Source organism: Listeria sp. MAN/IMW/UF555, from assembly GCF_058684075.1.
This window is the reverse complement of record NZ_JBZWZS010000008.1, coordinates 1-2,398: the sequence shown is the minus strand read 5'-3', so window position 1 is coordinate 2,398 and position 2,398 is coordinate 1. Positions and strand designations below refer to the sequence as shown.

At 66.1% G+C, this 2,398-nt stretch carries 2 protein-coding genes; both read right to left on the bottom strand.

Annotation, left to right across the window (positions count from 1 at the left end; all coding sequences use genetic code 11):
- Nucleotides 1–129 precede the first annotated feature (129 nt).
- The gene (locus AC4PG8_RS13800; RefSeq protein WP_492170464.1) at nucleotides 130–1,008 is read right to left on the bottom strand and encodes an AAA family ATPase; all 879 of its coding nucleotides are present in this window, start codon (nucleotides 1,006–1,008) and stop codon (nucleotides 130–132) included.
- Nucleotides 935–2,398 (bottom strand): transposase (locus AC4PG8_RS13795; RefSeq protein WP_492170463.1); only part of this gene is annotated, 1,464 nt, incomplete at its 5' end. The genes AC4PG8_RS13795 and AC4PG8_RS13800, both read right to left, overlap by 74 nt.

Here is a 2,398-nt window from a genome sequence, read left to right as displayed (position 1 = left end):
CGCATAGCCGAGGAGCATGTCGCAGATGTGCATTGGAACACGGCTGATTAGCAACAGACATTTGCGACAGCGTCCGCCCTCGTGTGTAAACGCTCGCGCTAAATGGCGGCGTTCTGATCGCGCTATTTGTCAGTTGCCGGGTCCGATGACGAGGCAATCGCGCGCGGCCTGAACGATGTCAGCGGTGACCTCCTCGACGCGGTTGAGGGTCATGATCCGCCGCATCTGCGCGAACAGGCGCTCCATGAGCCGGAAGTTGCCGCGCGTGATGCGGATCACGGCTGCCTGCGCTTCGATCGCGTCGAGTTGGGCCGGGTCGAAGCTGATCCCGAAATCGCCGGCGTGGGTCGCGAGCAGCAGCCGCATTTCGGTCTCGGTAAGCGGTTTGAACTCTTGGACGAAGCCGATCCGCGAGTAGATCTGGGCATAGCGGGCGAGGCGCTTCTCCAATCCCGGCATACCCATCAGGATCAGCCCGAAGCCGTGGCGATCGGCCATGTCGCGGAGATGTTCGAGCGACTTTATGGTCAGGCGGTCGGCCTCGTCGACGATGACGAGGGGGCAGGCGATGCGGGCGGCGTCATGGGTGATTTCGTCCTGCGAGCCGCCCGCGACCGTCAGCCGGGCATAGCCCAGCTTAATGAGGTTGAGGCCCAACACCGCGTCGATCGTCTTGGGCGTGTTGCTGACCGACACGGTGTAGAAGACGGCGCGGCAGCGAGCGACCTTTTCGCCAAGGAGCGCGGCAATGGGACGGAGCGCGGCATATTCCCCCAGGTCGGGGAAGCTGGAAAACTCGCGCGCCGATCGCGTCTTTCCGACGCCCGGCCGGCCATGACACACGCCGATATAGCGGTAGTGCGCGCAGGCTTCGGCAAACTCGACGAACCGGGCATGTTCGCGGGTCGCCAGGAACGGCTGCTCGACCAGGAACTCAATCGTCAGCGGCGTAGAGCCGGAGCCCTCGGTAGGTGGTGGGCCGGGAAGCCGTATCCTCTTGGTCGCCATCGAAGGTCTCCGTGGGGGCAGGCACCTGCTTGTCGCGCTCCTTCGCGCCGCGCCGGGCGCGCTGGATCGCGCGCAACGACGGGTGCCCAGCGTGCTCGGAGCTGAGCGCACGGCAGACGAACCGGCCCTGGTGGTAGACGTGGATCTCGGTCCGGTCGCGGGGGTCAAATACCCCCTCGACCAGCTCGCCGACGAAGGCCGCGAGCGTGGGTTCGACATAGCGCCTGCCCATCAGACGGATGCCGTCGCGCAGCACTTTACGGGGCTTGGGCACGTGCACGAGCAGCATGTCGAGCTGTTCAAGGCTGTCGGGCATTGCGGGCAGGAACCCGCCCTTCTGCCAGCGCGTGATCGGCGGTTCGCCGGTGCTGCCATGCGGGCGACGATGATAGACGCCGCACACGAACGCCTCGAAGCGGGCGCGCAGCTCGTCGAGCGTGAGCACTGGCGCCGACAGCGGCTTGCCCGCGATCAGGTGGCCGGGCAGGTCGGGCAGGAACATGTCGTTGATGGTGCGGAACAGCCGCTCGATCTTGCCGCGCCCGCGAGGACGCCCCGGCAGCGAATGGATGAGGCGGATTTTGAGGGCGATGCACGCCTGCTCGATATGCTCGGAGATGAAATCCGAGCCGTTGTCGACGTAAAGCTGTTCGGGAATGCCGCTGACGATCCATTCGGGATTGGGCTTGCGCCAGATCGCCTGCCGCAAGGCGAGCGCCGTGTTGAGGGCACTGGGGGCATCGAGGCTGAGGAAGTAACCGGCGATGGCTCGGCTGTGATCGTCAACGATGACGGTCAGCCAAGGACGCACCGGGGTTCCGGCATCATCGAGCACGAGAATGTCGAGAACGGTATGATCGGCCTGCCACATCTCGTTCGAGGTCGCGGCTTCGCGCCGATGCACTAGCTCGTGCTGGTCGCGGTAGACGGCCGGATCGGAGGCTGCGGCGATCTGGCTTGCCGGTATCGCCCTGACGACACGCGCGACGGCCGCATAGCTGGGGGTTCGGTGTCCATGCGCGATGGCGAGTTCCTGCACCTTTCGGTGAATGGCGGCGACCGGGGGTCGCGGGCGCTTGGTGGCGAGAGTGCGGGTCAGTTCGACCAGATGTTCCGGCAGGTGCAGCCTGCCCCGATCGTTGCGCGGCAGACGCGCGAGACCGGCAAGTCCTTCGGCACGGGAGCGCCCGAGCCAGCGCTGCAACGTCCGCTCGCTCAGCGTGCCGGTGCGGGCGAGGTCCGCGAGCGGGATGCCATCGGCGAGGTGCGGTTCAAGGACGCGGTAGCGCTCGATCGCCAGCGGCGGGACAAGCGCCGGATGCGTCACCGCCGACGGTCCGTGTCGCAGGTAAGGAAAACGGAGATTTGCCTGCCCATCGCCATGCGAGTC